Genomic DNA, 22,957 nt, shown 5'->3' with positions numbered 1-22,957 from the left:
TCACAGTGATTCGGAGAGGGCCTCGCGGATGGCTGCGACTCCCAACTCGACCTCGGCGTAGCTGGTGCTCAGGGGCGAGAGTCCAATGCGCAGGCCGTGCGGGGGACGGAAATCGGGGATGACACCCTTCTCCCAGAGTTTGGCCGTCACGTCAGCGAAGAGCGGGTGGTCCACGGTGATGTGGGAGCCGCGCTCCGCAGGGTTCCGGGGACTGACGATTTCTGCACCAAGGGGGACCAAATGTTCCTCGGAGAGTGCGATCGCGTATTCGGTCAGCTTGATCGACTTCTCGCGTACAGCATCCATTCCCACGGACGCGATCAGTTCCAGCATGTCCTTCATCGGCTGCATGGCAAGCACCGGAGGTGTTCCGGTGATGAACCTGCGAATGCCCCGAGCGGGCTCGTAGGACTCCGTCATTCCAAACGGGTTATCTGCACCCATCCAGCCCCAGATGGGTTGCTGCAAGCGATCCTGCTGCGAAGAGTTGACATAGGCGAAGGCGGGCGAGCCGGGGCCGCCGTTGAGGTATTTGTAGGTGCAGCCGACCGCAAGGTCCACGCCCCATTCGTCTAGTTCCATGGGCACTGAACCCACGGAATGGCACACGTCCCACAACATCAGGGCGCCGGCCTGATGCACCTTGGCCGTGATTCCTTGGGCATCGGCAAGGAACCCGGAGCGGTAGGCAACGTGGCTGAGGACCACGACGGCGGTCCGCTCGCCCAGCAGCCCGTCCAGGTCTTCGGCGCGAACACCACTGGCAGGGTTGGCAGCAATCCACTTGATGGTGGCACCGCGCTCCTTGGCAATGCCTTCAATGATGAACCGGTCAGTAGGGAAGTTGTCGCGGTCGATGATGATTTCGTCGCGGCCCGGCTGGGCATCCACGGCGGCGCGGATCATCTTGTAGAGCATTACCGAGGTGGAGTCACCCACTGTGGTCTGCCCCGGGGCCGCACCCAGAGTCACCTTGCCGATGAGGTCTCCCACTGCGGTGGGCTCGTCCATCCACTGTTCGTCCCACCCTCGGATGAGGCGGCTGCCCCAGGCGTCGTGAACAAAGGATGCAAGATTCGCGGAGGTGACCTTCAGCGGGCGCCCAAGGGAGTTGCCGTCCAAATACGAGGCGAGCTGACCGGCGTCGGGCGCGTAGAAAGCATCACGCTGTGCGGCGAGGGGATCAGCGGCGTCCAACTCGGCCGATGTTGGCTTTTGGGTCTGTTGTGCTGTAGTCATTGTTCCTCCTGCGGAAGTGTTGGGTGGCAGAGGCCGGGCGGTGTGGTTAGTTGCCGATCTCGGTGCGGACGGCGTAGAGCTCAGGGAAGAATGTGAGGTCCAGGGCCCGCTTCAGGAAGTCCACTCCCGAGGATCCGCCGGTGCCTACCTTGAATCCGATGGTGCGCTGGACCGTTCGTAGGTGGCGGAACCGCCAGGCTTGGAAGTTGTCCTCAATGTCCACCAGATCTTCGCAGGCTTCATACAGGCCCCAAGGGGTGTCGTCCGATTCGTAGATCTTCTGGAAGATGGGCACAAGGTCTTTACGGAACGTCCACGGTTCGCTGCTGTCCCGCTCCAGAATGTCGGCAGGGATGTCATATCCGGCGCGGGCGAGGACCCTCAGGAACGCGTCATACAACGTGGGCTCTTCCAGGAGCCGGCTGAGCAGGGCATGGGCCTCTGGTTCACTTTCAAAGACGCGCAGCATCCCGCGGTTCTTGTTGCCCAACAGAAACTCCACGCCGCGGTATTGATACGACTGAAAGCCTGACGAGCTCCCCAGGAAGCCGCGGAATTGGGCGTACTCGCGCGGCGTGAGGGTTCCCAGCACGGACCACTGCTCGGTCATGGTTCGCTGGATGGCCTTGACCCTGGCGATGCACTTAAGCGCCTTGCCGAGGTTGTCGGCGTCGAAAAGCCGCCTGGCTTCCAACAGTTCGTGCAGGACCAGCTTCAGCCAAAGTTCACTGGTCTGATGCTGGATGATGAACAGCAATTCATCGTGGTGCTCGGGTTCGCTGAGCGGGTGCTGGGAGCTGAGCAGGCTGTCGAGGTCCAAATAACCGCCGTAGGACATGGCATGCCGGAAATCGGTGCGGACGCTGTCCTCGATGTCGCGGACGCTGTGGGCGGAATGGACTGGTGGCTTTTCCATGGTTCGAGAATATCACTTGCATGACGCACGTCAAGAGTTTGATTCTCGATGATCCAAGCGCCAGGACTTTGCGCCGTAGTTCTCGCGTAGGCTGATGCTCAAACTTGGGGGAAGGGGAGTGGCAATGAACACCAGCCAAGGTGCCGCTGCGATGGTGTCCGTTTATCTGGACGTCGACGGCGTGGTGAACCCCTTCAGTCCCATGGGAACCACCGATTGGGGAAGCGAGTGGAGCTTCGTTGACGCCGGAATCCTCGACGTCGCTTTTGCGCCGGAAGTAGTTGTTGAACTCAACGACCTCGCCCGTCACCCCAATGCACGATTTGTCTGGCTGACCACATGGGAGGGCCTCGCCCCGGAGTTTCTCTGCCCCGCCATCGGCCTGAACGGACAAGACTGGCCGGTGCTATCGAGCCTGGGCTGGGATGAAGCCCCCGAGTGGTGGAAGTTGGTGGCCCTCCAAAAGGACCTGGCCACCTCGGGCAGCGATCGGATCATATGGCTGGACGATCAACTCAGCCAGGAGTCGGACGCGCGATCCTGGGCCGAATACCAACAAGACCATGTGCTTTGCATCTCACCGGATCCCCGTAAGGGTCTTTCCCGTCGTGACCTCGCGGCCGTCAGGGCATATCTGGGGTGAACCCGGGCCCCCGCACGTTTGTCCGCTCACCGTAAGGCACGTAGGATTCTTAAGGTTTCAAGCCCGCCGGAGTGAATCCCGCAAGCCGAGTCAGTTGAACACTTGCTGAACTATGCTGTGGATGGCAGGTATGGGGAAGTGAAACTGCTGAACGTCGTCGACTCTGCAGATTGGGCAACAGGTGGATATCACCTTCATGGTCGCGCTGGTAATAGCGTTGGCCCTATTCTTTGACTTCACCAACGGGTTTCACGACACTGCCAACGCGATGGCTACGCCTATCGCAACGGGGGCGATCAAGCCCAAGACGGCTGTCGCCCTGGCTGCCGTGCTCAACCTCGTCGGCGCATTCCTCTCCACGGAAGTGGCAAAAACCATCTCCGGTGGACTGATCCGGGAAGGGTCAGAGGGCATTCACATTACGCCGGACATCATTTTTGCCGGGCTTATGGGTGCCGTCCTGTGGAATATGATCACCTGGCTTAAGGGCCTGCCATCAAGTTCATCGCATGCCCTGTTCGGCGGCCTCATCGGCGCAGCAGTAGTGGGCATCGGCTTCCACTCCATCAACTTTGAGACCGTGCTGCAGAAGGTGATCCTGCCCGCCGTCTTCGCGCCGCTCATCGCCGGACTCGTAGCGTACATCTGTACCCGTCTGGCCTATGCACTGACCTCACGGCACGATCCCGAAACGGGCGACAAGCTCACGCAGAAACGTGGCGGCTTCCGCACTGGACAGATTTTCACATCAAGCCTTGTGGCCCTCGCGCATGGAACGAATGATGCGCAGAAGACCATGGGCATCATCACCCTGGTGCTCATCGCAGGTGGCACTCAGGCTCCGGGCAGCGGCCCGCAGTTCTGGGTCATCACAGCCTGTGCTTTGGCCATCGCCATCGGTACCTATGCAGGTGGCTGGCGCATCATCCGTACCATGGGCTCGGGACTCACCGAGGTTAAGCCGGCACAGGGTTTCTCCGCTGAAACCAGCACCGCCTCGGCCATCCTGGCCTCATCGCACCTGGGCTTCGCCCTTTCCACCACGCAGGTTGCCTCCGGCTCAGTCATCGGCTCGGGTCTTGGCCGCAAGGGGACGTCCGTCCGATGGGGTACCGCCGGCAAGATTGCTCTGGGTTGGTTGTTCACACTGCCGGCCTCGGCCATTGTGGGCGCGCTGACCGCTCTCCTGGTGAGCATCGGCGTCGTAGGCGTCATCATCGCCGCAGTCGTAGGCACGTCTGCGGTGGTCTTCATGTTCGTCGTTTCCCGGAGGTCGCACGTTGGCCACCATAACGCCGTCGAAGTTGAAGAAGCCGGGCACGCCGTGCGGTTCCGGAAGAAAAAGAAATCCCGAAAGCCCACCACAAGCGAGGATGTGCAGCGATGAAATGGTTGGAATTGCTGCAGGTTGCCGGAGTCACCCTGGTGGCCGCAGTTACCTTGGTGGTGCTCTATTCGCTGGGTGTACGCCTCACGGCCATCGCTGGTGACGCCCAGCAGAAGTCGCCCGCATTGGTGCGTTCCCTGGCCTACGTTTGCTTTGCTTTCTGCGCCGCGGCTGTGCTCTTCGGCATTTATTTGATCGTGCCCTACTTCGCCAAATAGCTGTTTCTGGCAGTCAGGTCTTCCAAGGAGAATAATCAGCTGTGTAGTTATGCACATAGCTGCGTGATTCCAACCGGCAGATATGGGGCCGCCATGACGTTCCGCGCCAGGGAACAGCTCATCGGACTGGTGCTGGTTCCTGCCCTGTTACTGGGACTTTCGGCCTGCTCGCCTCCTGAAGCAGACAACCTCCCGTCCGACTCGAACTTGGGCTCGTCCCCGGCGGCACCCACGAGCCAGGTCACATCGGCGCAGCCCACTGCTCAGGTTGCCCCGGCAGAGCCAACGTCGCCGCAGCCCACCACGCCACCGGAAACATCTCCCCGGGCCCCCGCGACGCCGGCGCAACCCACCGCCGTCGGGCCGTCCGGCAATTCCACCAGCGGCAACCCGCCCGGGCCCGCTCCGGAGGACTCTGCCAACGTACCCCCGCAAAATCCAACAGTCGTGAGTTGGGTTCCCACGGGGCCCATCGGTTCCGCTGATCCCGCCCCGGGCCAGCGATACCTCATGCTTCAGCAATTCCAATGCGATGATTTGGCCCGGAGCGTCGAAGGCGCAGCAGACGCTGCCGTCTGGATGGCTGGCGCCGCCGTTTGCAGGGCACTGCAGACCGGACACCACGACGACTGGGAGCAAGCCTCCATCGCCGTAGCCAAGACCCCGCGGATCCCGCAAAAGCAGTGCCTTGAGTTTCGGGTGGCGGCTACATCGGCACTGGTGGTGGCTCAGTACCGCAGCAATCCCGGTGGTGTCTTCACAGCCGAACCAGGCCCCGGCGAAGCGTGCCCGCGACAATTGCTGGGGCTGACCGTTGTGGACGAAGACTTGCGCCCGGTTGTTGGTATGCCCCGCGCTTCCGGACCCAGGTCAGGTGGCACTGTTGTTCGCTTGGACGGCTACTACGTTCGGGTAGGAAGCGTCCTGTTCGATGGTGTCCCCACGGTTCCGGACATCGTGTCCGGGGGAGGGGATTACCAGGCCTTGTATTTGCGGATGCCGCCGGCTGAAGGCAGGGAGACCATCCGGATCTCCATCACTGACACGGTGGAGGTAGCCGGAACCGTCACCTTCTTCTACGACGAGCCAGCCTTGCCAGGGAGCACAATTCCACCTGCTGCGGAGCCACTCACGGACTCGCCGGTTCAAAGTCCACCGCCACGGGCTGCGTCAAAAGGAGCCTCCCGGGGGAAGGCGGGCAGCCCCGCCGGCCGTTGATCAACCGGTCCTGTCCTGGCCGGGGGCATTGTCCTAGTCTGAGGCCATGTCGATTTTCCAGTATTACGTAGCTTCAACCATTGATGGCTTCATCGCCTCACCGGACGACGACCTCGGCTGGCTCCTGCAGTTCGACAACGCCGAAGGCGTCAATGAGAGCATCGAAACTTTCATGGCCGGCGTCGGGTGCATCGCCATGGGCGGCGACACCTACCGGTGGCTCATGGAGCACGAACCCGGCAAATGGCCGTACCCGGACACCCCGTGCTGGGTCTTCACCCACCATGAATACGCGGCGCCGGCAGGATCAAACGTCACCTTTGTCCGCGGTGACGTGCGCGAGTTTGCACCGGACCTGCTCAGGGATGCAGGCCATAAAAACGTTTGGCTGGTGGGCGGTGGACACCTCGTTGCGCAGTTCGCCAATGCCGGACTGCTCCACGAGATGATCGTCACCATCATTCCTGTGGTGCTCGGTGCCGGAAAGCGGCTGTTGCCGCTCAACGGCCCGACGGCGCCGCTCGAGTTGGTCTCGTCGAAGATACTTGGCGGGGCCGCGGCTGAACTGCACTACCGGCTGCCGCGGCCCGGCGGCCAGGCTTAGTGGCGGTTGTCCCGGATCATGTTGGTGATCCGGGCAGTTGAGAGCCTGCGGCCCTTGTCGTCGGTGATAACTATCTCGTGAGTTGCCAAGGTTCCGCCAAGATGGATGGCCGTGCAGGTGCCTGTCACCGTTCCGCCGGCCACCGAACGGTGATGGGTGGCGCCCACCTCAATGCCCACTGCATGGCGTCCGCGGCCGGCATGCAGCGATGCTGCGAAAGAGCCCAAAGTCTCTGCCAGGACTACGTGGGCGCCTCCGTGCAGGATGCCTGCCACTTGTGTGTTTCCTTCCACCGGCATGGTGGCTACGATGCGCTCGGCGCTCATTTCCGTGAACCGGATGCCCAGTTTCACCACCAGGGCACCAACGCCATGCGCTGAGAGCCAATCGTGGAATTCTTCCGGAACACCTGCTTCATTGAGCTCGTCGACAAACCGGTTCGGCGTGAAATTGTCCATCATGCCAACTAGGCTGGCACCTGTGAGTGAAACAACCAAACCGGACCAGGTTCCAACGGCCCAAGCTGCTGCGATCGCGACAGCACCCACCCCCTCTGCCTCAACTTCCACCAGCGCCACGGGGGAGGGCCGGCCAAGGTTGCTGGTCCTGGACGGCCACTCCATGGCATTCCGGGCTTTCTATGCCCTTCCTGCAGAGAATTTCTCTACGGCCAGGGGGCAATACACCAACGCCGTGCACGGGTTCACGTCCATGCTGATCAACCTCATCAAGGACCAGAAGCCAACACACGTTGCAGTGGCCTTTGACGTCTCGGATGACACTACGTTCCGCAAGGCGGAGTACAGCGAATACAAGGGCGGCCGTAACGCCACGCCCGCCGAGTTTGCAGGCCAGATCCGTCTGATAGCCAAGGTCATGGAAGCCTGGGGTATCCGGACAATCGCCATGCCCGGATATGAAGCCGACGATGTCCTCGCTACGCTGGCAGCGCAGGGCGACGCCGCAGGCTTCGAGGTCTTGCTGGTGTCCGGGGACAGGGATGCCTTCCAGCTCATCAATGACAACGTCTTTGTGCTGTACCCCAAGCAGGGCGTGAGCAACATTCCCAGGATGGACGCCGCCGCCATCGAAGAGAAGTACTTCGTCAAGCCCGGCCTGTACTCGGACCTCGCCGCGCTTGTTGGCGAAACTGCCGACAACCTGCCTGGCGTTCCCGGCGTTGGGCCCAAGACCGCTGCCAAGTGGATCAACCTTTACGGAGGCCTCGAAGGCATCCTGGAAAACCTTGATTCGATCGGTGGCAAGGTGGGCGGAGCCCTCAAGGAGAACATTGAGAACGTCAAGCGCAACCGCAGGCTTAACCGGCTGCTGACAGACCTTGAGCTGCCCGTCACGTTGGCTGACTTGCACGAGCCCCGTCCGGATCGCCAAGCGATTGAAGAGCTCTTTGAGGAACTCGAGTTCCGGACGCTCCGCACGCGGCTGTTCGATCTCTACGGTGACGACACCGCCGGAGAGGCTCCGGATACCATCGAAGCCCCGGAATACTCCGTCCTCACCGACGCCGCAGGCCTTGAGTCCTTCTTCGCAGCCGGGTCCGGCGTGCGTTCGGCGCTGGCAGTGCAGCTGGTGCCCGGACGCATCGGTGATGACGCAAGCGCCCTGGCTGTTGTCCGAAGCAACGGAGCCGCGTACATCGAACTGACAAGCCTGGACGCTGCAGCGGAGTCGGTCCTTGCGCGGTGGCTCAAGGACCCCGAGGAAGCCAAGGTGCTGCACGAGTTCAAGTCAGCCCTGAAGGCTCTTCACAACCGTGGCCTCGGCTTGGAAGGCGTGGTGGATGACACCTCCATCTCCGGCTATCTGATCCAGCCGGACCGCCGTAGCTATGATCTTGCCGAACTCGCCCAAGTGCACCTGAAGATCACACTTGCCACAGCCGCTGCCCAGTCCGGGCAGTTGGAGCTGGACCTCTCCGGCGAAACAGACCAGGCTGCCGCCGCAGCGCTTGTCCAGCATGCCGCCGTCGTGCACGCCCTCAGCAAGCACTTCGAAACGGAACTTGCCGAGATCAAGGCTGATGCCCTGTTGACCACACTGGAACTTCCCGTCGCACGCGTACTTGCGCAGATGGAGCTGACCGGCATCTTCGTATCCACGGACCGCATGGATGAGCAGCTCGCTGACCTCACCAAGGTGATCGAGAACGCCCAGGAACAGGCTTTTGCTGCGATCGGGCACGAGGTAAACCTCGGTTCACCCAAGCAGTTGCAGACAGTCCTTTTCGAGGAACTCGGTCTGCCCAAGACCAAGAAGATCAAGTCGGGCTACACCACCGATGCAGCGTCCTTGAAGGGCCTGCTGGAGAAGACCGGACACGAATTCCTGGTCCAGCTCATGGCGCACCGTGAGTCGTCCAAGCTTGCCCAGATGGTGGAGACGCTCAAGAAGTCCGTCGCCGATGACGCTCGCATCCACACCACCTACGCCCAGAACATCGCAGCCACCGGCCGCATCTCCTCCAACAACCCCAACCTGCAGAACATCCCCGTCCGAAGCGAGGAAGGCCGCAGGGTCCGCGGCATCTTCGTGGTCAGCGAAGGCTATGAGTGTTTGCTGTCGGCCGACTACTCCCAGATCGAGATGCGCATCATGGCACATCTTTCAGGCGACGAAGCGCTGATCCAGGCGTACCGCGACGGCGAGGACCTGCACCGGTTCGTTGGATCGAGAATCTTCAACGTGGCGCCTGACGAAGTCACCAGCGCCATGCGCTCCAAGGTGAAGGCAATGTCCTACGGCTTGGCTTATGGCCTGACCTCCTTTGGCTTGTCAAAGCAGTTGGAGATCTCCGTCGATGAAGCACGGACACTGATGAAGGATTACTTCGACCGCTTCGGCGGCGTGCGTGACTACCTGCGGGGAGTAGTGGATCAAGCCAGGACCGACGGCTACACGGCCACCATTGAAGGCCGTCGCCGTTACCTTCCTGACCTGACCAGCACCAACCGTCAGGCCCGCGAAGCAGCCGAACGTATCGCCCTGAACTCGCCCATCCAAGGCTCGGCTGCGGACCTCATCAAGCGGGCCATGCTGGGCGTCTCTGCAGAGCTCGCCAGCCAGGGCCTCAAGTCGCGCATGCTGCTTCAGGTCCACGACGAACTCGTTTTGGAAGTTGCCCCCGGGGAACGCGAAACCGTCGAGAAGCTGGTCATCGAACAGATGGGCTCCGCCGCTGAGTTGTCTGTGCCATTGGATGTCCAGATCGGCGTCGGTTCCAGCTGGTACGAGGCCGGCCACTAACCCGGCACTGCATTCAAGGGAACGCCGAAGGGCGCGCCGCCGAGATGGTGGCGCGCCCTTCGGCGTCTGGCTAGGCTCGAGAGCGTGGCCGATCCCAATGAAAACACGTCCGGAAAGTACACCGTCCAACGATTCCCCGCTGTAGCTGACTCACAGCACGCCGGCTACAGCCGCTGCACCACTTGGGTACAGGCGGTCTCCCACGGATTCCACCAGCAGCGGCGCGATGATGAGTACCTGGCCAAAACCCTGGCCGCCTATCAAAAAGATCAGCGCGAGCTGACGGCTGTTTACGTCAATGGCAGCGTGCCGGAGCACTCTCTTGGGGCAGACGTTCCGGTGGCAACGTATGCCACCATGCGTAAGGTCTTGAACATCGGCTTTGGACGCCAACTCGACTGCAACCTCGTCACTGCCGTCACGGTCCGCGGCACCCACCGGCGGAACGGCATCCTGCGTGGCATGATCACCGCCGACTTGGAAGCGGCCAAGGATGATGGCCTCGCCATGGCAGCCCTGACGGCGTCCGAGGCGTCCGTCTATGGGCGCTTTGGTTTTGGTGTGGCCACCTTCGAGAGAAGCATCAAAGTTGATACCGGCCCCCGGTTCCAGCTCCGGGGACTGCCCGAGGGAACCGTTGAAGTGGCCGATCCCTCGGTGTTGATGGACGTAGCCCCGCAGGTCTTCGAACGTGTCCAACGTCTCTCCCCGGGTTCGGTCGACCGGCAGGAGTACTACCGGCTGCTCGCCTCCGGTTCCATTGGCCACGACGGCAAGCCGGATACCTCCGTCCGATGCGCCCTCCACTACGATCAGTCCGGCGCGCTGGATGGCTACGTTTCCTACCGCTTCAAAGGTTGGGAACACAAGCCGTACACCATGGAAATCGTGGACCTCGTCGCGGCAAGCAACGCCGCTTACCTGGACCTGTGGAGGTTCCTTGGCAGCATCGATCTCATCGATGAAGTGACCTGGGCGGAAGCACCCGTGGACGATCCCCTGGTGTGGGCACTGGTTGATCCCAGATGCATAGACGCTTCTGAAATCAGAGACATGCTCTGGCTCCGGATCCTGGACACACCGGCCGCCCTGCGTGCCCGCCACTTCCCGGTGGCAGGCAAGCTGGTGCTCCATGTGAGCGATTCTTTGGATATGGCTGGCGGCACCTGGGTACTTGAGTCCGACGGCGACGCTGCCGCCGTCGTGACTGAGGCGCCCGGCGAGACGCCGGACCTCAGCCTGGACGCCGCCGACCTCGCGTCGATTTATCTCGGGGCTGTGTCGCCTGTGACCTTGGCGGCGGCAGGTCGCGTCGCCGAACACACTCCCGGAGCGGCCTTCCTGGCGCAGCAGCTGTTTACTGCCGAACGCTCGGCGCACTGCCTGACGCACTTCTAGAAGGCGCCGGCCACCACCACCATCACCATCAAATAGTCACCATCAGATAGGGACATCCATGGGGGATTCCAAGCGGCGGCCGTTGGCCGGCCGGCGATCAGTGCTGCTTGGAATGGCAGGCTTTGCTTCAGCTGCGCTGACCGGATGTACGGGCAAGCAGCAGATCGTGGCAGAGTTTGCCCGAAGGCAGCCCAGGGAATGGGGACTCCACGTGACGGAGACGTTGAGCCGACGAAGGGTTTTCAGGAGTGGCAGCCGATCCGCTGTTTGAACTGGCCAATCACGGCACCGCCCACCTTCCGCTTTCAGTTAACGGCAGGGCGGCTTACGGCATTCAAGGAACTGCCACGATTGCAGCCGCCTACGACGAGTTGATGGGCAATCAGGGCATTTTGCAGGAACTCACTGGACATCCGGCCCGGTTCTTCCGTCCGGGGACTGCGTATTATGACGACGTCGCCGTAGAGATGACTCGAAAGCTTGGAATTCTGCCGGTCAACTTCACGGAGACGTCCTGACGCTGTAGCACTCCTTTTGACCCCGCTTTGCCAATGCGACTAGAATAAACGGGCGTGTACTACGTGCATGCATCCATTTGTACTAATCCACAAATCAGGATGACCCGGTAATTTGCCGTGTTCTGCCGTCCGGACCCGGGCGGCAGCGGTTTGCCTGACCGACTTACTATCCACAACGGAGCCCCTACTACATGACCATCACCTCCACCGAGAAGCCCGGTACCCCCGTAGTCGCGATTAACGACATCGGTACCGCTGAGGACTTCCTCGCAGCTGTCGACGCCACCATCAAGTACTTCAACGACGGAGACCTCGTCGAAGGTACCGTCGTCAAGGTCGACCGCGACGAAGTTCTGCTCGACATCGGTTACAAGACCGAAGGTGTCATCCCTTCCCGCGAGCTTTCCATCAAGCACGATGTTGATCCCGGTGACGTCGTCGCCGTTGGCGATCAGGTCGAAGCTTTGGTTCTCACCAAGGAAGACAAGGAAGGCCGTCTGATCCTCTCCAAGAAGCGTGCTCAGTACGAGCGCGCCTGGGGCGACATCGAGAAGGTCAAGGAAGAAGACGGTGTCGTTACCGGTACCGTCATCGAGGTTGTCAAGGGTGGCCTCATCCTGGACATCGGCCTGCGTGGCTTCCTGCCCGCATCGCTCGTGGAGATGCGTCGTGTCCGCGACCTCGCTCCGTACATCGGTCAGCAGATCGAAGCCAAGATCATCGAGCTGGACAAGAACCGCAACAACGTTGTGCTGTCCCGCCGTGCATGGCTCGAGCAGACTCAGTCCGAGGTTCGCTCCACGTTCCTCAACAAGTTGGAAAAGGGCCAGGTTCGTCCGGGCGTTGTTTCCTCCATCGTCAACTTCGGTGCATTCGTGGACCTGGGCGGCGTAGACGGCCTCGTTCACGTTTCCGAGCTGTCCTGGAAGCACATCGACCACCCGTCCGAGGTTGTCGAGGTTGGCCAGGAAGTCACCGTCGAGGTCCTCGAAGTGGATCTGGACCGCGAGCGTGTCTCCCTGTCGCTCAAGGCTACGCAGGAAGATCCGTGGCAGACCTTCGCCCGCACCCACGCCCTCGGCCAGGTTGTTCCGGGTAAGGTCACCAAGCTGGTTCCGTTCGGTGCGTTCGTTCGCGTCGAAGACGGCATCGAAGGCCTCGTGCACATCTCCGAGCTGGCTGTCCGCCACGTGGAGCTGGCAGAGCAGGTTGTCTCCGTTGGTGACGAACTGTTCGTCAAGGTCATCGACATCGACCTCGAGCGTCGCCGCATCTCCCTCTCCCTCAAGCAGGCTAACGAGGGCGTTGACGCTGACAGCACCGAGTTCGATCCCGCTCTGTACGGCATGGCCGCTGAGTACGACGAAGAGGGCAACTACAAGTACCCTGAGGGCTTCGACCCCGAGTCGAACGAATGGCTCGAAGGCTACGAGACCCAGCGCGCCGCTTGGGAGCAGCAGTACGCTGACGCCCAGACCCGTTGGGAAGCTCACAAGAAGCAGGTTGCCCAGCACGCTGCTGACGACGCTGCTGCTGCAACGTCCGGTGAGAGCGATTCCGGCACCACCAGCTACTCTTCGGAGCCGGCTGCTGCTGAGTCCAACACCGGCGGCGGTACCCTGGCGTCCGACGAAGCACTCGCCGCACTGCGTGAGAAGCTGACCGGCAACTAATTCCGCCTCCCTCACGGGATGTGCTGAATAGCCAAAGAAGGACCCCTGCCTCCGGGCGGGGGTCCTTTTGCTTAAACTTACTCAGCGGGTCCACCTTACCGAGCGGGAAGGTCTACCCACTTGGTTCCCTGCGGCCGCAGCTGGAGATTCCCTGCCGTCAGGGAAGCCAGCCGTGCGTGGGCCTCGGAGATGGTGCCTGCCTCATCAGGCAGGGCCACTCGAAGAACCGCGTGCAGGGCCTCATATCCTGTCTCGGCCATGACATACCCGGCGTTGCGCAGTTCGTTTTCCAAGCGGCCGGCATCGGAGTGGGGGACATCAATGGCACACAATCGAAGCCGACGCCGCTGAACCAACGGCGCCAGGTCCAATGCTGCGGACACGGATTCGGAGTAGGCGCGGACAAGGCCGCCCGCTCCCAAGAGAACCCCGCCGAAATAGCGCACGACGACGACACTTACGTCGCTGAGGTCTGCCACCTTTGGTGAAGTCTCACGTTTGATAAGTGCTTCCAGCATGGGGATCCCAGCCGTACCGGATGGTTCGCCGTCGTCGCTGGACCGTTGAACCATGCGATCGGGACCTATGACGAAAGCTGAGCAGTGATGGCGGGCGTCGTGGAATTCACGCCGAAGATCACTGACCAGTGAACGGGCAGTTTCCTCGTCGGGTGACCGCCGCAGGACCGTGATGAAACGAGACCTCCGGATTTCCAGTTCGTGGCGGAAGTCCGAACCGGCCGCGACTGTTGTGTATGTTGTCGCGCGGCTGTCTTCCTCATTTTCCACCGCTTCAGTCTAGTGTTGGAGGGTGCTGAAGATTGGGCTGACGGGCGGCATCGCCTCGGGAAAATCACTGGTGGCCTCAAGGTTGCGGGAATTGGGCGCGATCCTGGTGGACGCGGACCACCTTGCGAGGGAAGTGGTGAAGCCTGGAACCCCCGGGCTGGCGCGCGTTGTGGACGCATTCGGCCCGGGCATTCTCGACTCACAGGGAAAGCTTGATCGGCCCAAGCTCGGAGCCATCGTATTCAAAGATCCTTCGCAGCGCGAGGTGCTTAACGGCATCGTTCACCCGCTGGTCCGCGAGGCAGCCGCAGCCATGGTGGCAAAGGCCGGCCCCGAGGACATCGTGGTCCAGGACATTCCTTTGCTTGTCGAAACAGGGCAGGGCCGCAACTTCCACCTGGTGGTGGTGGTGGATGCCCCGGATGACATACGCATCCAACGCATGGTGGAGTTTCGACGGATGACCACCGAGGAAGCGATGGCCCGCATGGCCTCACAGGCCACGCGCGCTGAACGGAATGCCGCTGCCGACGTTGTTCTGGACAACTCCGGAACCCGGGAACAGTTGCTCGCAGCGGTGGATACTTTGTGGGAACACCGGCTGGTGCCCTTGGCAAATAGCCTCTACCACAGCTCCGGAGCTCCGCGTGATAACGGGTCGGTCAGTCCGCACAACCCGATCACGCCCAGTGGCTGAACCGCACAGGCTTCACGCCGCCGTCGTATATCTCTTCTGCTGAAGGCAAACGCGGACAGTAGCTGTCCTGGGGCGGGGGTAGATTGGTTTTATGAGTCTTGCCCAGGAGATCAATCGTGTCGTCGCGCCCTTCGAAGTAATCAGTGAGTTCAAACCTGCCGGAGATCAGCCCACCGCCATTGCCGAACTGACCGAACGAATCAACAACGGCGAAAAAGACGTCGTCCTCCTCGGTGCCACAGGTACGGGCAAGAGCGCCACCACGGCGTGGCTCATTGAGCAGGTCCAACGCCCAACCCTGGTGATGGTCCAGAACAAGACCCTGGCCGCACAGCTGGCCAACGAGTTCAGGGAACTCCTGCCCAACAATGCAGTGGAATACTTCGTCTCCTACTACGACTACTACCAGCCCGAGGCCTATGTAGCGCAGACGGACACGTTCATTGAAAAAGACTCCTCCATCAATGAGGAAGTCGAAAGGCTTCGGCACTCGGCCACCAACGCCCTGCTCACCCGGCGCGATGTGATCGTGGTGGCTACGGTGTCCTGCATCTATGGTCTGGGTACGCCGGAAGAGTACATCGCAGGCATGGTCACGCTCCGCAAGGGCGCGGAAATGAACCGGGATCACCTCCTGAGGAAGTTCGTCTCCATGCAGTACGCGAGGAATGACATGGACTTCCACCGGGGCACATTCCGGGTCCGCGGGGACACCGTGGAGATCATTCCCATGTACGAGGAACTTGCCATCAGAATCGAGTTCTTCGGTGATGAGATCGAGAACATTCAAACCCTCCATCCCCTCACCGGTGAGGTATTGCGGGACGAAGAGGAGATGTACGTCTTCCCGGCCTCGCACTACGTAGCCGGTCCTGAACGTATGGCACGAGCCATCAAACGGATTGAGGATGAACTTGCGGACCGTTTGAAGGTCCTCGAAGGCCAAAACAAGTTAGTGGAGGCCCAGCGGCTCCGGATGCGCACCACGTACGATCTCGAGATGATGCAGCAGATGGGTTTCTGCAACGGCATTGAGAACTACTCCGTCCACATTGATGGCCGCGAGCCAGGAACGGCGCCACACTGCCTGATCGACTACTTCCCGGATGACTTCCTGCTTGTAGTGGACGAATCGCACGTCACGATTCCGCAGATCGGGGCAATGTACGAGGGCGATATGTCCCGGAAGCGGAACCTCGTGGACTTCGGCTTCCGGCTTCCCTCGGCCATGGATAACAGGCCCCTGAAATGGGACGAATTCCTGGAACGCATCGGCCAGACCGTGTACCTGTCCGCCACCCCGGGCAAGTATGAGCTCGGTAAGGCAGATGGCTATGTACAGCAGATCATTCGTCCCACCGGCCTCATCGATCCCGAAGTAGTGGTCAAGCCCACCAAGGGACAGATCGATGACCTTCTCGGCGAGATCCGGACCCGTACGGAAAAGAATGAACGCGTTCTGGTCACCACCTTGACCAAGCGCATGGCGGAGGATCTTACCGACTACCTGGTGGGACATGGTGTCAAGGTGGAGTACCTGCACTCCGACGTCGATACTCTGCGACGGGTGGAACTGCTCCGGGAACTCCGGATGGGCGTTTTCGACGTCTTGGTTGGTATCAACCTGCTCCGCGAAGGCTTGGACCTTCCAGAGGTTTCCTTGGTGAGCATTCTGGATGCCGACAAGGAAGGTTTCCTGCGGTCCTCCACCTCCCTGATCCAGACCATTGGCCGTGCCGCCCGTAACGTCTCGGGCCAAGTCCATATGTACGCAGACAGGATCACTGACTCCATGGCCCATGCCATTGAGGAGACCAACCGCCGCCGTGCCATCCAAGTGCAGTACAACACCGACCACGGCATTGACCCCCAGCCGCTGCGCAAGAAAATTGCGGACATCACCGATCAGTTGGCCAAGGAAGACGCCGACACCCAGGAACTGCTCAACAACAACCGGCTGGCCAAGGGTGCCAAGCGCAGCAAGACCGCTGCCAAGGGTGCTGCCACGGTTCGCCAGGACGGCCTGGCCGCTGCTCCCGCTGAGGACCTTGTGGGCCTTATCGAGCAACTGACGGAACAGATGCACGGTGCCGCTGCTGAATTGCAGTTCGAAGTCGCCGCCCGCATCCGTGATGAAGTCAAGGAGTTGAAGCGCGAATTACGTCAGATGCAGTCCGCCGGGCACGCCTAAGGTAAAGTTGAGGTCACGTAGGGGAGTATCCCAAGCGCTACGTCCGTCAGCACGCAAGGCACAGATGCCTCGCCGGATCTAGCGGGCCGCCAAATTTTTGCATTCATCGCACCCTGGCAGGCCGGAGAGACTTACACCGCTTTCCCGTACCCTGCGAAAGGCACCTTTAATGCAGCTTCCCGTCTGGTTTGAGATCGGCTCCTTTGTCGTTCTCGGAATCATCCTGGCTATCGACCTCCTGTTGGTCGTCAAGCGTCCCCACGAACCTTCCATGAAAGAAGCCGGCCTGTGGGTTGGCTTCTATGTAGCGCTGGCGCTGCTTTTCGCAGTTGCCATGTTCGCCTTCGCCGGCCCTGAGTACGGCGGCCAGTTCGTCGCCGGATGGGTCACTGAGTACAGCCTCAGCATTGACAACCTCTTTGTATTCATCATCATCATGGCCCGCTTCTCCGTGCCCCGAAAGTACCAGCAGGAAGTGCTGATGGTGGGCATCATCATTGCGCTGATCCTTCGCGGCATCTTCATTGCCCTGGGCGCAGTGGTCATTGAACAGTTCAGCTGGGTCTTCTACATCTTCGGGGCGTTCCTGCTCTGGACGGCCTGGAAGCAGGCCAAGGATTCGGGCGAGGACGAGGAAGAAGGCGCGGAGAACCCGCTGATCGCACGCCTTCGCAAGGTCCTCCCAATGTCCGAAAAGTTCGACGGCGGCAAGTTGCGGACCGTCGTCGACGGTAAGAAGGTCTTCACCCCCATGCTGATCGTCTTCGTGACCATCGGCCTGACGGATCTGCTTTTCGCTGTGGACTCCATCCCCGCGATCTTCGGCCTGACGCAGAGTGCCTTCATCGTGTTTACTGCCAATATTTTTGCTTTGATGGGCCTTCGTCAGTTGTACTTCCTCCTCGGCGGACTCATGACACGCCTGGTGTACCTGAAGCACGCACTGTCCGTGATTCTGGCCTTCATCGGCGTAAAACTTGTCCTGCACGCCATGCACGTGAACGAGCTCCCGTTCATCAACGGCGGCCACCACATCGAGTGGGCTCCTGAGATCCCCACCTACGTTTCATTGGCAGTCATTGTGGGCACCATCATCGTTGCAGTGGTGGCCAGCCTTATGAGCCCGCAAGCACGGCAAGCCAAACTGGATGCCCGCCTCGAGGAAGATGCCAGGAAGAGCTTGAGCGACGCAGAGTAACCGACGTTCAAAAGTTGTAGTCTCATGAAGTGACTACCACTTCTGCTACGGCGCTGGACCCGCAACGGGTTCAGCGCCGTACTGTTTTCCTGCTCAGTTCGGCACAGTTGCTCAGCGGGGTTGGCAACGGTGCCACCCTGTCCATCGGGTCCTTGCTGGCCGTGGACTTGTCAGGTTCTGAGGCCTGGGCAGGCTCCATCACCACCGTCCTGACACTGGCCGCAGCCATTGCCGCTCTTCCGCTGGCGAGGTTGGCTGAGACGCGCGGCCGGCGCGTTGGACTCGTCACCGGGCTGTTGGCCGCGATGACCGGTGCATTGCTTGTGATTGCTTCAGTAATGAGCAGTTCGTTCCTGCTGCTTTTGCTGGGCGCAGCCTTCCTCGGCCTGGGCACGGCGGCGAACCTGCAAGCACGCTTCGCCGCCGTCGACCTCGCCGAACCCGAGCGCCGCGGACGATCCTTATCTACCGTGGTCTGGGCCATCACCATAGGGGCTGTGGCAGGTCCCAACCTCATTCAGCCCGGCGCCGCACTAGGTTCGGCGCTTGGCCTGCCGCCCATTGCAGGACCTTTCGTTTTCTCGGCAATGGGTCTGCTTTTGGCTGCCGGGCTGCTGTTCGCGGGCTTGCGTCCGGACCCCTTGTTGCTGGCCCGACGCCTCGCCCGTCATGCTGATTCAGGCAGCGCGCCGGCAACGCAGCCTGTGCGGGGAACCATCCGGTCAGGTCTTCGTGCCGTGCGTTCATCGCCTCAGGCCATGGTGGCGCTGGCGGCAGTGGTAGCTGCGCACGGCGTCATGGTGGCGGTCATGTCCATGACACCATTGCATCTTCAACAGCTTGTGGGCGGATCCCACGAGGGACACCATGGCGGGACCACTGAGAGCACGGACGCACTGGTGGTTATCGGCATCACTATTTCTCTTCACATCGCCGGTATGTTCGCCCTGTCGCCGCTCTGGGGGTGGCTCACGGACAAGGCCGGCCGCTTTCAGACCATTGCCATGGGTCACGGACTCCTGTTGGTGGCCGTGTTCATTGCTGGATTCGGCCAGCACGAGCCCGTGTTGGTGACTGCAGGACTGATTCTTCTGGGCCTTGGCTGGTCTGCGGCAACAATTGCGGGTTCAACGCTGTTGGCTGAGAGCATTGACCCCGATCAGCGGGTCACCGTGCAAGGTGTCTCGGACACGCTGATGGGTGCTGCGGGCGCGCTTGGAGGCGCCACGTCAGGCGTGCTCCTTGCGTGGATCGGCTATCAAGGCCTGAACATGGCTTCCAGCGTTCTCGCCGCAGCGGTGCTGGCCTTGGCGGCCTTCGCCATTGGTCGCCAGCGTAAGTCAGCATTGATGAACGGGGCAGCCGACGCCGCATCCGGCTAGCGATAAGCGCGGACCATGCCAAAAAGTCTTGTGAAGATGCCCTCGCCGTCTTCGCCGATGCCATCGTGGTGGAAGTCCGATGTGACCCAGGTTTGGAGTCCACGGACGGCTGCGGCGGTCTCCATCGAGAGATCATGGTCCACGTAGATGTCGTCTCTATAAACGGCGGCCGCGACAGGGACGGCATTGGACGCCAACCGGGCGGGGTCGTACAACGGTTTCCAGTCTTTCCTGGCCGCTAGTTCTTCGGCAACACCTTGCAGGGGAACGAGCGACGGGTCCTGTTCGAAGTACCAGGGGTACACCATTTCTCCGGTGAGCAGTGGCTCATCGGCATCGGGCTTGAACTCAGGGTAGTCCTCCAGGACTCGCCAGGCTGCCCAGTTGGTTGCCTCGCCTTGACCATAGATGGACTCGTGAAGGACGGCATAGAGCGGATTGCCCGATCGGCTGACAAGGCCCCGTACCTGTTCAAGGAACGATTCGGACAACCACTCACCGTCGAGCGTCTCTATGAACGCGTCCTCCAAAAGGTAGTGGAGCGCATCCACCCTTGCGTTGCCGCCGAGGAAGGATCCCACCATTTGGAAACGCTCGGGCGTTAACCTCTCACCGCTCGCCAGAAATTCAGGGTGCTGTTCCAAGTGACGGGCAATGCGCGTCACTTGTTCCCTGTCCTCCGGATACCACGAGAAATATTCTGCGTTCCTTGCGGCAACCCGACGGAACGTTGCTTGATAAACGCGGTCCGCTGAACCTTGGAGCGGGGCCAGGCCGCCGGTGATCATCACCTCGCGCAACCCCTCCGGCGCGAAGGACAGGTACGTCAGCGCACAGAACCCACCGAAGCTCTGTCCCAGCACTGACCAGGGGGCGGAACCAAGAACGCCCCGGATGTACTCGGCGTCGGCCACGATGGAGTCAGCACGAAAGTGGGTCAAGTAATCTGCTTGCGCAGTGGCGTCGCCCCGGAGCTCCAAAGACTGCCGTTCTACCGGCGAGGACAATCCGGTTCCGCGCTGGTCCAGCATCAGGATGCGGAAATCCTTCGCAGCTGCCTTCATCCAGCCGGACAGCGAAGTGACCCGGTTACCCCGGCCGCCCGGCCCACCCTGAAGATAGAGGAGCCATGGCAGTTTGGCGGCCTCCTCCGGCGAATGGCTTGTGGAGGAGTATTCCCTTGCAAAGATGGTGATCGTCTCGCCGGCAACTCCCGATTGGTGGTGCACCAGGGGGACGGTGAAGTAGTGCTCCGCCGTCCGGAGTCCGCGGAACTCATGGCGGGCTTGGATACGGTGCTGAGCACCTCCGGACGCGTCAGCCATGGGTGAGTGCCTCTTTGGCCTCGCCGATGTTCGCCCCAAAGGCCTGGAGGGCATCCCCGGTCAGCCTGAACGTTGACCATTCCTCCAGGGGGAATGCACCCAGGTTTTTGTAGAAGTTGATGGAGGGCTCGTTCCAATTCAGGACGCTCCACTCCACCCGGGCATAACCACGTTCGACGGCGGTGGCAGCCAAGTACTGCAACAGAGCCTTGCCATGGCCCTCGCCGCGCGCATCCGGAACTACATAGAGGTCCTCAAGGTAGATACCGTGAACGCCTTCCCACGTGGAGTAATTCAGGAACCAGAGGGCGAAACCTTGAACTGTACCGGCACTGTTTTCGGCAATGCTGGCGTAGACACGCGGGTTCTCGCCAAAGAGTACTTCGGTAAGCATGGCCGGAGTGTTTTTAACGGCGTCCGGCTCCTTTTCGTAGATGGCAAGATCGTGAATCATACGCAGGATCGCAGGAACATCTTCAACGGTGGCGGGGCGGATTACACTCATGCGTTCGAGCTTACTAGGGGCTAGCCGGCTTCCTGCCTCCATGCAAGGCGAGACGTTCCGTAGAGCACCGGCGTCCGGCCGTATGTGAGTGGCATTCCCTGTACAACGAGAGGTGGTCCAACAAATCTGAGCTGGCCGTAGGGACTGTCCGCAAACATGTACTCGGGCTCCTGCAACGAGCTGACAGGATTGTCATGGCCGCCGGCAGGCAGAGCGAAGAGTTCCTCCGCCGTCCGCGCCAAGGAGAGCACCGCTGAGCCTCCTGTTCCGGTCCTGATTCGCTCTGCCAGTAGAGTCAGCACCGCCGCCGCCAACCCGTATCCGGTGGCGTGGTCCAGGGCCTGGACGGGGAGCGCACCAGGCTTCCAGCCGTCGTCGTCCTGCCGACCATAAGTCACGGCAATCCCGCAGGCTGCCTGCACGAGGCTGTCGAAACCCCGCCTTTCCCGCCACGGCCCGCTATTGCCCCAGGCCGTCAAGGTGACCGCCACCAGCTCGGGCTTGGCAGCCAACAGCGCTTCCGGGCTCAATCCGTATTTGTCCAGGACCCCGTTCCGGTAGCCGCTGACCACCACATCGGCAGAGGCCACAAGAGAATGAACAGCCGACAAGTCCCGGGCCTTCCTGAAATCAGCTTCAGCGCTGCGTTTGTCGAACCCTTCGTCAATGAAAGCCTCAGGCAGCTCGGGAAGGAACGGGGGATCAATCCTCAGAACGTCAGCACCAAGCGCCCCCAGGAGGCGGGTGGCGGTTGGCCCGGCGATCACGCGGGTAAGGTCGAGTACTTTCAAGCCATCCAGCGGCCGCAACGGGTTCCCGGCGGGCACCCACGGCGAGGAAGCCCAACCCCGGGGCTGCGCCTCGTGACGGGAGAGGCTGATCCACGGCCCGGAGCGAGCCCCCGGATGCATGGCTGAAGAAACCCACTCTTCCCGACTCCGAACGGCGGCGGCCACGCCTTTGTGCGCCACGATCACGGTCTCGGCCTCCCGGGAGGTCATCGACAACAGTGCCCGGTCCACGTCCTGCGGTGTCCTGGCAGAAAGGGCCTCCATCAAACGCGCAGCGTGATGCGGGTAGTTGGCGTGCAGGCGGATCCAGCCGTCCGCAGTGGGCCGGAATCCGGACGTCGGAGCGAAGCCCTGCGGCTTCGGTCCCTCAATCCGAAGGTGGCCCAGCGAATCAAAAGCAGCCGCAACGAGTCCTGAGTCAACCGAGTATCTGCCTGGAGAACCCGTTAATGCATTCAGCGCTGTGGCTGCGCTTTGAACGGACCCCACTGCCAGGCCCTCCACATCCAAGGCGCCGCCCCACCAGCGACGCGAACCATCACAGGATGCCGCCGGTTCGTTGCGCAGGGCTTCCGCCTCGCGCAAGCCGGCTGACAGATCAGGGACCGATTCCATGGCGAGCTTACAGCCTGTTGACGTCTGTCACCCGAACCACGGCGGTGCCGGTCTCATCGGACGCTGCCAGGTCCACTTCGGCGGAAATACCCCAGTCGTGGTTGCCCGCAGGATCATCGAAGATCTGGCGGACCTTCCAGGTGCCTGGTTCCTCGGTAATGATCAGAAGCCCCGGACCCCTGGCATCGGGCCCGGTGCCGATGTCGTCATGTTCGTCAAAGTAGTCGTCCAGGACTTCCTCCCACCGCTCTGCCTCCCAGCCGGCGTCGGCATCAAGTTCGCCCAAAGCGGCTGAATCCTCATCCGCAAAAAGTTCAACCCTGCGGAACATTTCGTTCCGGACCATCACCCTGAAGGCCCGGATATTGGAAGTCAGCAGCGGAGGCG

General features: G+C 61.3%; 20 protein-coding genes and 1 pseudogene. 13 read left to right on the top strand and 8 right to left on the bottom strand.

Annotation, left to right across the window (positions count from 1 at the left end):
- Positions 1-1,239 carry a kynureninase gene (gene kynU, locus BACI9J_RS10300; protein ID WP_159734283.1) on the bottom strand — a complete coding sequence of 413 codons (1,239 nt, stop codon included), beginning with the start codon at positions 1,237-1,239 and terminating at the stop codon, positions 1-3.
- Between the two features lie 46 nt (positions 1,240-1,285).
- Positions 1,286-2,155, bottom strand: coding sequence for a tryptophan 2,3-dioxygenase (kynA, locus tag BACI9J_RS10295; RefSeq protein WP_159734282.1), 870 nt, complete (start codon positions 2,153-2,155; stop codon positions 1,286-1,288).
- 124 nt (positions 2,156-2,279) lie between these two features.
- Here kynA and BACI9J_RS10290 point away from each other — a divergent pair, with 124 nt between their 5' ends.
- From BACI9J_RS10290 to BACI9J_RS10270, 5 genes are all read left to right on the top strand, one after another.
- Complete coding sequence (locus tag BACI9J_RS10290; RefSeq protein ID WP_159734281.1) at positions 2,280-2,798, top strand: HAD domain-containing protein; 519 nt, start codon at positions 2,280-2,282, stop codon at positions 2,796-2,798.
- A gap of 181 nt (positions 2,799-2,979) precedes the next feature.
- Positions 2,980-4,185 (top strand): inorganic phosphate transporter, encoded by a 1,206-nt coding sequence (locus BACI9J_RS10285; protein WP_159734280.1) that lies wholly within the window; start codon positions 2,980-2,982, stop codon positions 4,183-4,185.
- Complete coding sequence (locus BACI9J_RS10280) at positions 4,182-4,403, top strand: hypothetical protein (protein ID WP_159734279.1); 222 nt, start codon at positions 4,182-4,184, stop codon at positions 4,401-4,403. Before BACI9J_RS10285 ends, BACI9J_RS10280 begins: the two co-directional genes overlap by 4 nt.
- 93 nt (positions 4,404-4,496) lie before the next feature.
- Positions 4,497-5,621 (top strand): hypothetical protein, encoded by a 1,125-nt coding sequence (locus BACI9J_RS10275; RefSeq protein WP_159734278.1) that lies wholly within the window; start codon positions 4,497-4,499, stop codon positions 5,619-5,621.
- Positions 5,622-5,667: 46 nt separating this feature from the next.
- Positions 5,668-6,225, top strand: a complete 558-nt coding sequence (locus BACI9J_RS10270; protein ID WP_159734277.1) for a dihydrofolate reductase family protein — start codon at positions 5,668-5,670, stop codon at positions 6,223-6,225.
- Here BACI9J_RS10270 and BACI9J_RS10265 read toward each other — a convergent pair.
- Positions 6,222-6,686 carry a hotdog fold thioesterase gene (locus BACI9J_RS10265; RefSeq protein ID WP_201296556.1) on the bottom strand — a complete coding sequence of 155 codons (465 nt, stop codon included), beginning with the start codon at positions 6,684-6,686 and terminating at the stop codon, positions 6,222-6,224. The genes BACI9J_RS10270 and BACI9J_RS10265 overlap by 4 nt on opposite strands.
- 160 nt (positions 6,687-6,846) lie before the next feature.
- Between BACI9J_RS10265 and polA the strand changes: the two genes are divergently transcribed.
- The 4 genes from polA (at position 6,847) to rpsA (ending at position 13,078) form a co-directional block, all read left to right on the top strand.
- Positions 6,847-9,489, top strand: a complete 2,643-nt coding sequence (gene polA / locus BACI9J_RS10260) for a DNA polymerase I (protein WP_236558846.1) — start codon at positions 6,847-6,849, stop codon at positions 9,487-9,489.
- Positions 9,490-9,573: 84 nt separating this feature from the next.
- On the top strand, positions 9,574-10,887 hold the full coding sequence (locus tag BACI9J_RS10255) for a GNAT family N-acetyltransferase (RefSeq protein WP_159734275.1): 1,314 nt from the start codon (positions 9,574-9,576) through the stop codon (positions 10,885-10,887).
- Positions 10,888-11,135: 248 nt separating this feature from the next.
- Positions 11,136-11,405, top strand: a complete 270-nt coding sequence (locus BACI9J_RS24330) for a polysaccharide deacetylase family protein (protein WP_236558647.1) — start codon at positions 11,136-11,138, stop codon at positions 11,403-11,405.
- A 191-nt stretch (positions 11,406-11,596) separates the two neighbouring features.
- Positions 11,597-13,078 carry a 30S ribosomal protein S1 gene (gene rpsA, locus BACI9J_RS10245; RefSeq protein ID WP_026540604.1) on the top strand — a complete coding sequence of 494 codons (1,482 nt, stop codon included), beginning with the start codon at positions 11,597-11,599 and terminating at the stop codon, positions 13,076-13,078.
- Between the two features lie 95 nt (positions 13,079-13,173).
- Here rpsA and BACI9J_RS10240 read toward each other — a convergent pair whose 3' ends face one another.
- The gene (locus tag BACI9J_RS10240) at positions 13,174-13,866 is read right to left on the bottom strand and encodes an IMPACT family protein (protein ID WP_159734274.1); all 693 of its coding nucleotides are present in this window, start codon (positions 13,864-13,866) and stop codon (positions 13,174-13,176) included.
- A 22-nt stretch (positions 13,867-13,888) separates the two neighbouring features.
- On the opposite strand from BACI9J_RS10240, the pseudogene coaE reads away from it, so the two are divergent.
- The 4 genes and pseudogenes from coaE to BACI9J_RS10220 all read left to right on the top strand — a co-directional run.
- Positions 13,889-14,539: pseudogene (gene coaE / locus BACI9J_RS10235) on the top strand (dephospho-CoA kinase); the annotation flags it as partial.
- Between the two features lie 115 nt (positions 14,540-14,654).
- Positions 14,655-16,754, top strand: coding sequence for an excinuclease ABC subunit UvrB (gene uvrB / locus BACI9J_RS10230; RefSeq protein ID WP_159734273.1), 2,100 nt, complete (start codon positions 14,655-14,657; stop codon positions 16,752-16,754).
- A 169-nt stretch (positions 16,755-16,923) separates the two neighbouring features.
- Positions 16,924-17,952, top strand: coding sequence for a TerC family protein (locus BACI9J_RS10225; RefSeq protein WP_159734272.1), 1,029 nt, complete (start codon positions 16,924-16,926; stop codon positions 17,950-17,952).
- 29 nt (positions 17,953-17,981) lie between these two features.
- The gene (locus BACI9J_RS10220) at positions 17,982-19,334 is read left to right on the top strand and encodes an MFS transporter (RefSeq protein ID WP_159734271.1); all 1,353 of its coding nucleotides are present in this window, start codon (positions 17,982-17,984) and stop codon (positions 19,332-19,334) included.
- Here the strand turns inward: BACI9J_RS10220 and BACI9J_RS10215 are convergent.
- The 4 genes from BACI9J_RS10215 to BACI9J_RS24325 all read right to left on the bottom strand — a co-directional run.
- The gene (locus BACI9J_RS10215) at positions 19,331-20,659 is read right to left on the bottom strand and encodes an alpha/beta fold hydrolase (protein ID WP_159734270.1); all 1,329 of its coding nucleotides are present in this window, start codon (positions 20,657-20,659) and stop codon (positions 19,331-19,333) included. The genes BACI9J_RS10220 and BACI9J_RS10215 overlap by 4 nt on opposite strands.
- Positions 20,652-21,164: a GNAT family N-acetyltransferase gene (locus BACI9J_RS10210; protein WP_159734269.1), complete on the bottom strand. Its 513-nt coding sequence runs from the start codon at positions 21,162-21,164 to the stop codon at positions 20,652-20,654. Before BACI9J_RS10210 ends, BACI9J_RS10215 begins: the two co-directional genes overlap by 8 nt.
- Positions 21,165-21,184: 20 nt before the next feature.
- A complete protein-coding gene (locus BACI9J_RS10205) occupies positions 21,185-22,570 on the bottom strand; it encodes a CoA transferase (protein WP_159734268.1) in 1,386 nt (461 codons plus the stop codon).
- A gap of 7 nt (positions 22,571-22,577) precedes the next feature.
- The coding region (locus tag BACI9J_RS24325) for a DUF3516 domain-containing protein (protein ID WP_236558646.1) at positions 22,578-22,957 on the bottom strand (380 nt) is incomplete at its 5' end.

The sequence above is a fragment of the Arthrobacter sp. 9V genome (assembly GCF_902506065.1).
GTDB lineage: Bacteria > Actinomycetota > Actinomycetes > Actinomycetales > Micrococcaceae > Arthrobacter.
The sequence above is the reverse complement of the archived record's forward strand: the minus strand, read 5'-3'. Positions and strand labels throughout refer to the sequence as shown.

What these genes read in the sequence shown, in the direction of transcription:
- BACI9J_RS10270 (WP_159734277.1), top strand. Translation starts at nt 5,668, where the DNA reads ATGTCGATTTTCCAGTATTACGTAGCTTCAACCATTGATGGCTTCATC.
- BACI9J_RS10280 (WP_159734279.1), top strand. Translation starts at nt 4,182, where the DNA reads ATGAAATGGTTGGAATTGCTGCAGGTTGCCGGAGTCACCCTGGTGGCC.
- BACI9J_RS10265 (WP_201296556.1), bottom strand. Translation starts at nt 6,686, where the DNA reads ATGATGGACAATTTCACGCCGAACCGGTTTGTCGACGAGCTCAATGAA.
- kynA (WP_159734282.1), bottom strand. Translation starts at nt 2,155, where the DNA reads ATGGAAAAGCCACCAGTCCATTCCGCCCACAGCGTCCGCGACATCGAG.
- BACI9J_RS10215 (WP_159734270.1), bottom strand. Translation starts at nt 20,659, where the DNA reads ATGGCTGACGCGTCCGGAGGTGCTCAGCACCGTATCCAAGCCCGCCAT.
- BACI9J_RS10225 (WP_159734272.1), top strand. Translation starts at nt 16,924, where the DNA reads ATGCAGCTTCCCGTCTGGTTTGAGATCGGCTCCTTTGTCGTTCTCGGA.
- BACI9J_RS10275 (WP_159734278.1), top strand. Translation starts at nt 4,497, where the DNA reads ATGACGTTCCGCGCCAGGGAACAGCTCATCGGACTGGTGCTGGTTCCT.
- BACI9J_RS10210 (WP_159734269.1), bottom strand. Translation starts at nt 21,164, where the DNA reads ATGAGTGTAATCCGCCCCGCCACCGTTGAAGATGTTCCTGCGATCCTG.
- polA (WP_236558846.1), top strand. Translation starts at nt 6,847, where the DNA reads ATGGCATTCCGGGCTTTCTATGCCCTTCCTGCAGAGAATTTCTCTACG.
- BACI9J_RS10290 (WP_159734281.1), top strand. Translation starts at nt 2,280, where the DNA reads ATGAACACCAGCCAAGGTGCCGCTGCGATGGTGTCCGTTTATCTGGAC.
- rpsA (WP_026540604.1), top strand. Translation starts at nt 11,597, where the DNA reads ATGACCATCACCTCCACCGAGAAGCCCGGTACCCCCGTAGTCGCGATT.
- kynU (WP_159734283.1), bottom strand. Translation starts at nt 1,239, where the DNA reads ATGACTACAGCACAACAGACCCAAAAGCCAACATCGGCCGAGTTGGAC.
- uvrB (WP_159734273.1), top strand. Translation starts at nt 14,655, where the DNA reads ATGAGTCTTGCCCAGGAGATCAATCGTGTCGTCGCGCCCTTCGAAGTA.
- BACI9J_RS10205 (WP_159734268.1), bottom strand. Translation starts at nt 22,570, where the DNA reads ATGGAATCGGTCCCTGATCTGTCAGCCGGCTTGCGCGAGGCGGAAGCC.